The 7,847-nt window shown below is 61.4% G+C and carries 8 protein-coding genes; 2 read left to right on the top strand and 6 right to left on the bottom strand.

Annotated elements, in window-relative coordinates; all coding sequences use genetic code 11:
- The 5 genes from ACZM22_RS08490 to ACZM22_RS08470 form a co-directional block, all read right to left on the bottom strand.
- A partial coding sequence (locus tag ACZM22_RS08490; RefSeq protein ID WP_489543748.1) for a helix-turn-helix domain-containing protein occupies positions 1-545 on the bottom strand: 545 nt, incomplete at its 3' end.
- Positions 546-715: 170 nt separating this feature from the next.
- Positions 716-1,030 carry a DUF5720 family protein gene (locus ACZM22_RS08485; RefSeq protein WP_489543749.1) on the bottom strand — a complete coding sequence of 105 codons (315 nt, stop codon included), beginning with the start codon at positions 1,028-1,030 and terminating at the stop codon, positions 716-718.
- Between the two features lie 279 nt (positions 1,031-1,309).
- The gene (locus ACZM22_RS08480; RefSeq protein WP_489543747.1) at positions 1,310-2,677 is read right to left on the bottom strand and encodes a sensor histidine kinase; all 1,368 of its coding nucleotides are present in this window, start codon (positions 2,675-2,677) and stop codon (positions 1,310-1,312) included.
- A 156-nt stretch (positions 2,678-2,833) separates the two neighbouring features.
- Positions 2,834-3,640 (bottom strand): HAD hydrolase family protein, encoded by an 807-nt coding sequence (locus ACZM22_RS08475; protein WP_489543746.1) that lies wholly within the window; start codon positions 3,638-3,640, stop codon positions 2,834-2,836.
- Between the two features lie 26 nt (positions 3,641-3,666).
- The gene (locus ACZM22_RS08470) at positions 3,667-4,662 is read right to left on the bottom strand and encodes an SIS domain-containing protein (RefSeq protein ID WP_489543745.1); all 996 of its coding nucleotides are present in this window, start codon (positions 4,660-4,662) and stop codon (positions 3,667-3,669) included.
- Between the two features lie 226 nt (positions 4,663-4,888).
- Between ACZM22_RS08470 and ACZM22_RS08465 the strand changes: the two genes are divergently transcribed.
- Positions 4,889-5,701, top strand: a complete 813-nt coding sequence (locus ACZM22_RS08465) for a TIM barrel protein (protein WP_489543744.1) — start codon at positions 4,889-4,891, stop codon at positions 5,699-5,701.
- On the top strand, positions 5,698-6,486 hold the full coding sequence (gene frlD, locus ACZM22_RS08460) for a fructoselysine 6-kinase (RefSeq protein ID WP_489543743.1): 789 nt from the start codon (positions 5,698-5,700) through the stop codon (positions 6,484-6,486). Before ACZM22_RS08465 ends, frlD begins: the two co-directional genes overlap by 4 nt.
- 137 nt (positions 6,487-6,623) lie before the next feature.
- Here frlD and ACZM22_RS08455 read toward each other — a convergent pair whose 3' ends face one another.
- Complete coding sequence (locus ACZM22_RS08455; RefSeq protein WP_489543742.1) at positions 6,624-7,841, bottom strand: hypothetical protein; 1,218 nt, start codon at positions 7,839-7,841, stop codon at positions 6,624-6,626.
- Positions 7,842-7,847 lie beyond the last annotated feature (6 nt).

The raw sequence follows: 7,847 nt of genomic DNA, 5'->3' as shown, positions 1-7,847 counted from the left end.
ACTTCACGATAACATTCTCTGGCTCCCATCCGATCCGTTCCCATCCTTGCCCCTGCGGGGGTAGGGGGATTTGATTGGATAGGATTTGATATCTCCGTACTTGATAAATCAGTCTTTGGTTGATTAGTATTTAATTGTGCGGGGTTTTCCGTACACGGTTCCGCCGTATCCGGGATACCCATATCCGGGTTTTCCGTATATGGCTTTGCCGTACCCGGTAAAGGCGTACCTGGGCTTGACGACGGCTCGCACTGAGGCATTTCGTAAATGACATACTCGGTATCCGTGATCTTGCCTTTTTCATCCCGAAGCTGGGTGCGCCGGATATACCCGTGGTTTTCCAGCTCCTTCAATGCCGCACCGATGCTGTCCACACCTTCCCGGCAGATCGCCGCAAGACCTCTGGTGGTGTAATTCCACTCGTCAGGGAGCGACAACATCATGGACAGCAGCCCCTTGGATTTCAGGGTCAGCGTCCGATCTTTCAAGTGATGGTTCGACATGACCGTATAATCACGGGTCTTTTCAATACGAAAAACAGCCATCTTCGCACCTCCTTCCTGTGAAAATAAAAAGTGTTGATTTTGAGCGGTTTACCCGTCTGTATGCCTCCGTTACCTTCCGCATGGGAAAACATCCACGCCCTGTTCAGAACGCAAGCCACAGAGGAAGAAACAGAGGATATCCCATTGATTTTGATACATTTTGGGGGCGGCTACCTCTCACGGTCTTTATGGTCATAGTGGAGATCGCCGGAAAACACCTTCGCATGATTGCGGATTTTGATGTGCCCCTTTTCCTGATTCTCCAAAGCCTTGCTGTATCCGGCGTCAGTCAGGAACAGTCGCATTTTTTCACCCTTCCAGCCAACAGGCGAGTCATGGGTAAGAACATCAAAGACGATCATGTGTCTGGTCGCCGGGTCGAAGCGCTCCAAAGCCATAATGTCATGGCCGGATAACTTCTGCGCCCCGGATTGCTGCCTGGCCTCTGCCAGCATTTCCCCGATGGTGCGGGCTTTCTCCGGCAGACGATATTCGGCCTGCACCTTGCGGATCAAATCCATGCACTCCTGATCCGACAGGGAGCGGAGCTTGTCCAGAAGGCCTTTCGCCGTTTCTTTCGTTGCCGGGTTCGGCGCATAGCGCCATGTCATGTAAATCTCATTCAGGGCAGCGTTCTGATTGGTACTTTCAATCTGAAACACCATCCTCATTTCTGCTTCTGTCAGTTTCATTGCCAGCCTCCTTCAAAATGGGTATAAAAAAACGCCATAGGTTTTTTGAGCCTACGGCGTTTCTTGCGATATTCACAATTCCAAACTTTCCAGCCACTCGTCAAAAGATTTCTTGGAAACGCGGATCGCATTGCCTATGCGGACGATCCTGAACTCCTCCTGCTTGACAAGCTGATAGTCCCGCAGCTTTTCGGTGTCGCTGCCCAGCGTGACCATGGAGCGGCTGGTGTCGGTGCTGTACCGCAGCAGCGCCGTCAGACGGCGGATCATCTCGTCCGCCCGCTCCGGCTCGCCCAGCAGAATGGCGTAGCGGATATTCTCCAGCGTATTGTAGAGGAAGTGCGGATGGAAGCGGGATTCCAGCTGAGCGATCTCGGCGCTGTTGTTCAGCTTCGCCAGCTCCATGTTCCGCCGGTTCAGCTCGTTGATGGTGTCCAGCATGGAGTTGATATGCGCGGCGATCTCCTGAAACTCGTCGCCGGTATCCAGCCGGATCTTGTGATCCACATTGCCCTGCTGGATGATGCTCAGCTCGTCGTGGAGCGTCTCCACGGAGCGGGAATTGCGGCTGGCGATCTCCCGAGAGACGCGGAGCAGTGTGAAAAAGAGCACGCCGAACATCAGCACAGCGCACAGGCAGCCGATGATGTAATAGGTGCCCCAGTGCCCCCGCTGCAGCAGTGTGTATACCACAAGCCCGCCCACCGCGGGCTGCCCGGCGCTGACCATATACTGCTGGCCGTCTCTGGTGAAGCGAGTCTTTCCCGCACCGGTGAAGCGGTTGAGGTCATCCACCATTTCGGCATTGCTGGCCACCATGACGGTGCCGCCGGTATCCGTGACCACATAATCGTAGGGCAGGCGTCCCATGGAGCGGTTCCATTCACTGCCGTCCAGCAGCAGGAAGGCATAACCCAGGCCGTCCAGCTGCCGGGCAAACAGCAGCCGGGAACCGCCGGCCGTCATGTAGTAAATGGTGGTATAGACATCCGTGCGCTCCGTCAGCCGCGGGATGACGGACTGGCAGAAGTACAGCAGATGGCTGCTGGGCTCCGCCATGGTGGAAAAGGCCGCGGCGCCGTCTCCGTTCAGCAGAAGCAGGTCACTGACCCGGTGGGAGGAGTAACTGAAGCGGTGGAACTGATAGGACATGTTCAGCTCGGTGATCTCTCCCGTGAGGAAGGACTCCATGACCGCCATGTTGTCCCCGCTGCGCAGATAGTCGGCGCAGGACAGGTAGGTGTCCCGGAATGCCTCGGTGAGCTGGCGGTTGTACTCCCGGTTCTCATAGTAGGTGTAGCCCTCGGAATAGATGGCCAGCAGCACGCCAAACAGCAGCAGGAACGCCGTCAGGAGCACGGCGGTGCTGCGGGTGATCTGCGTCTTCAGCCGTTCCTGAAAGCGGGGCGCGGCGTCCGCCGCCCGTTTCATCCCGCTCATAGGGGCCGCAGCCCCCGCCGGGCCGCGCTCTCCAGCATCAGCGCGGGGTCGCAGCCCGCATCAAAGGGAAACGAGCTGTGAGTATGCATATCCGCCGTTGCAAGCATTTTGCAGCACCTCCGTTGAAGTAGTTGGCTGTATTATAGCACACCGCCGTCACATGGCAAGCAGCTTGTCCACCAGCTCCGCTATAGCGTCGTGCTCGCAGTCGTGTTGGAGCACGATGTCCGCCAGCGCCTTGATCTCCGTGAGGGCGTTGCCCACCGCGATCCCGATACCGGCGTGCTCGATCATGTCCCGGTCGTTCAGGTAGTTCCCGGCGGCCGCCACGTTCTCCGGCGGAATGCCCTCCATACGGCACAGCTCCAGCAGTGCGCTCCATTTGCCGACGCCCCGGGGCGTGATGTCGATGACACCCGGGTCACTGGACACATAGTCCAGCGCAAGACCGCCTCCGCGTATGGCGGCGACAGCCCGGCCCACGTTGCCGCTGGCCATCATGACCTGCACGCCCGCCAGCGGCAGCTCCTCCGCCGAGGTGTAGACCGCCGGGCGGCAGCGGATGCTGTCGGTGTATTCCCGGACGCCGGGGGTCATGCGGCTGACGCCCATGTAGCCGGCGGCGATGACGTAGAGCACACAGTCGTTGTGCCCCAGACACGCGCCGGCCAGCGCACGGACGCTTTCCGCGTCCGCCAGATGCAGCGACAGCACGGCGTCGTCCGCCGCACGGAGGATCTTGCCGCCGGTGTTGCAGATGACATAGTCTGCCTCCCGGTGGTCGCCGCACATGTTCCACATGTCAAATTCGTTGCGGCCCGAGGCGAAGCACACCACATGTCCCGCCTGCCGGAACCGGCGCAGCGCCTGCCGTGTCTTTTCCCCCAGTCGGTGATCGCGGCCCACGGATGTTCCGTCGATATCCATGGCCAGCAGCATGCGGCCCGTTATTCTCTTATCCATCGGTCACAGCGCCTCGCAGCCGGGCATCAATACGGGAACTGGCGGTAATAGCGCCGGATCTCCATGGGATGGCGGTTGATCTGCTCCATGTGGGCGTCAATGCGCTGGGTGACGGCGTGGGTCACCAGATGGGAAATGTCACCCCGGAACGCAGGGCTGATGCCGGTGAGGGGGTAGTCGGCAGCGTCGATAATGGTGTAATTGCCGCAGACTCGGGGCAGGAAGTTCTTCACACGCTCCGACAGCGGACGCTGGGCGTCCTCACCCATAAAGAGGGTCACGGGCGTGTCCTTGTCCACGATCTCCAGCGTACCGTGGAAGAACTCGGCGGCATGGATAGACTTGCTGCGCAGCCAGTGCTGCTCCTCCCAGTAGCACATGGCGTAGGAGTAGGTGGAGCCGTACTGGTTGCCCGCGCCCACGAAATAGTGCATGGCGTCATTGCAGTGCCGCTCCGCAAAGGTCCGGCCGAAGTCGTCCGCCGCCTTCTCCGTCTCCACCAGCGCCTGGGGCAGATAGCGATCATACTCGGCGTACTGCTGCTCGTACTGGGGGAAGTCTCCGGCCAGCTGCATCAGGCGGTCCGCCAGCATGAAGAACTTCAGCTGCTCGTTCTGGGGATAGCGGATGGCGTAGTCGCTGAGCTTCTCCAGCGGGGTATCGGCGGTGTCCACGAAGCCGATGACCACCGCGCCCTGCGCCTTGGCCTTCTCCACCGCCGCCACCACCTCCTGCGTGGTGCCGGTGACGGAGGACAGTACGATCACCGTGTCTTTGCCGATGCGGCGGTTGCCGGTGGTGTTGTACAGCGCGGCGTTCTGCGCGATGATCTCCATGCCGCTGTACTCCTGCACATGGTTCTGGGTCTGCAGCGCGGAGGCGTAGGTGCCGCCGATGCCCAGATAGCAGATGTTTTTATAGCCGCGGCCCGCCACATCCGCCGCGATGCCCTCGATCTCCTTACGGATGGCCAGCGCACCGGCCACGCTGTCCAGCTGCTTCTGCTCGTCAAATTTTATCATAGCTTCCTATCCTTTCTGTTTCAGAATGATCCGATCATTTTTTTGTAGCCCGACGGCTACCGTACATCGTTATCATAGCATAACGCATACGGCCACGCAGGAAAAAAAACTGCACATTTCAGGAAAAAAGCTGTCGGTTTTGCATATGCCGACAGTGGAAGTCTTGCGTGGATTTTGTGCTTTGTGCTATAATTCTGTCACTATCGGACAAGGAGGTCAGTACAGAATGGAGCTGGGACTTTTTACCTGCGGCTACCAGTATACGAATATAGAGTCGGCCTTTATTGACGCGGCGGCCTTCGGCTATGATTTTATCGAGCTGTGGGGCGGACGGCCCCACGCATGGGCGCCGGATATGGACGCCGGACGCGTCGCACAGCTGCGGGAGCTTTCCGCCCGGTACGCCGTGCCCATCCGCGTCTACACGCCGGAGCACAACGGCTATCCCTACAACTACATGCTGGGGGACGAGGGACAATGGGAGGACTGCATGCGCTATCTGGCCCGCAGCATGGAGGTATCCTCCCGGCTGGGTGCGTCCCGTACGCTGATCTCCGTGGGGCACGGCGGCCATACGGAGCCGGCGCAGCGCCGGGCGCGGCTGCTGCGCTCGCTGCGCCGGCTGGCATCGGAGGCGCGGCAGGCCGGGCAGGTCATCCTGCTGGAGCCGCTGTCGCAGTTCGAGTCCAACACCTGCACCACCGCGGCGGAGCTGGCAGAGGTACTGGCAGAGCTGAACGACCCCTGCGTGCTTCCCATGTGCGACGTGGTGGCCTCCTTCGTACAGGGGGAGACAGCGGAGACGCTGTACCGGCTCACCGGCGGGACCATGGCGCACCTGCACATTGCGGACAGCGACGGCCGCAGCGAAAACCATCTCCTGCCGGGAGACGGAGTACTCCCCCTGCGGGAGCAGCTGCAAGCGCTGCGGCGGGCCGGATATGACGGCGCGGCCACCATCGAGCTGGTGTCCATGTATACGGACGATCCCACTTATTACGCAAAATGCGCCATAGAAAGGGTGAGAGAGCTGCTATGAAACGGATCGGATGCGTGGGCGATAACTGTGTGGATCACTACCGTCAGACAGGCGAGGATCATTTCGGCGGCAACCCCGTCAACGTGGCCGTCTACACCCGCCGTCTGGGCGACGGTATCTCCTATGTGGGGGCGGTAGGGACGGACGGACGCGGCGCAGCCCTGCTGGACGCGCTGCGCGGCCGGGGCGTGGATGTCAGTCATGTCCATGTGGACGAGGGCAGTACCGCCGTGACCTATGTGGAGCATATCAACGGCGACCGCGTTTTCGGGGACTACGACGAGGGTGTCATGGCCCAGTTTGCCCTGACGGAGGAGGACATCGCCTTTCTGGGCGGTCACGCGCTGGTGGTCAGCGGCCTGTGGGGACACGCGGAGGGATATCTGGCCCGTATCCGGCAGGCCGGTGCGGTCACAGCCTTCGACTGCTCAGACCGGCCGGAGGATCCGGCGGCGCAGACGGCGCTGCCCTGCACGGACATCGCCTTCTTCTCCGACGACGGCTCAGACGATGAAGCGCTGCGGCAGCGGCTGCGGCAGCTGGCGGCGCTGGGGCCGCGCATCGTGGTGGCCACCCGGGGGAGCCGGGGCAGCATGGCCTATGACGGGCAGCGGTTTTACGGGCAAGGCATCGTGCCGTGCCGGGTGGTGGACACCATGGGCGCGGGCGACAGCTTTATCGCCGGGTTCCTCCACAGCTGGCTGGAGGGCCTGGACATCCCCGGCTGCATGGCCTCCGGAGCGCAGTGCAGCGCCGTGACGCTGGCCTATGAGGGCGCCTGGTGATGTGGGCGGCATGTATACAGAAAGGGCGTGATCTCCACGCCCTTTCTGTATTTCCTGTCTGTATTTATTGGAGCAGCAAGGCAGCCTCCGCAGGAAACCTGCGGAGGCTGCCTTGTTTTCTCCCCCTGTGCGGGCGGTCAGTCCCAGCTCTGGTCCCAGTCCGGCCCCCAATCCGTGCCGGGATCGTACACCGGAAACTCCCAGCCCGCGGCATACACCTTTCCATTGGCGTCATAGGCACGGCCGTCCTGGCCCACGGCGTAGCCCTCCGGTACGGCAAAATACTCCGCGCCGTCGTAGTACCACAACCGCCCGCCGTCCTCCGAGAACCCCGCCTGCGTCAAATCGGCATAGGCCGCGGCATCGCCGTCGCGGTAGAACACACCGGAATAGCTGCCGTCTGGCGCCTGGGTCTCGCTGGCCGTGACGTACAGCGCCAAGCTGCTGCCGTCCTGACTGAGCCGCGGATAGGCGAAGCCGTTCAGAAAGAGGTACGGCCCCCTGCCGTCCTCCCTGTCGTAGATGGTGCCGCTGGCCAGCCCCTCCGGTGAACAGGCGATATACTCCCATCGCGCTGTGTCAATGAGCAGCGTCTCCCCCAGGGCGTTCTGCCACATGCCGTCCAACCGGCTCAGCGGTATCTCCGGCAGATCGCTGTCGGCGGGGACATAACTCACGCCGTCCAGCTCCCCCATGCTGCCCTCCAGGCTGCGCAGGGTAAAGCCGCTGCCGCTGCGGGCCAGCAGGTACGAACCGTCACCGTACCGCAGCAGCACCTGTCTATTCCCGATGTCCCACAGATCCCCCTGACCCGTGCGGCCATACCATGTGCGATAGGTATACAGCGCCTCATCCGCCCGCAGGGCCAGCATACCGCCGTCCTCACCCTGCCAGGTGGTGCAGTCCTCCGCCAGATCCTCCCAGCGCAGCCACTCCGCCGTCACGGTGGAGCCGGATTCCTCCGGCTGGAACACGTACTCCCCGGTGTCCGCGTCCCAGAACCACACCATCCACACGTCTCCCCCCTCGGAATCGGTGAAGGTCATGCCCACATCGCCATTGCCATCGCCATTCCGGTCGGCAAAGTCAATAGCGGCAAAGGTGTCCCAGGGGTCCTGCACGTCCATGGGATACACCACCTGTCCGAACAGCTCCTGGTCCGCGCTGTCGCGGTAAAACACAGCGTCTCCCTCATGGACGCATACCAGCACATCGGTATCCGCGCCGGAGCGCGAGATGGTACCTGCGGCCTGCACCACACCGGTGGTGCGCCAGTCGCCGCCGGATAGATCCTGCCCACAGGCGCTGAGCGCCACTGCCGCGGCGATCAGCAGCGGCATCAATATCTTTTTCATAGTCCG

It is taken from the genome of Vescimonas sp. (genome assembly GCF_057856985.1).
This window is presented reverse-complemented; position numbering and strand designations above follow the sequence as displayed.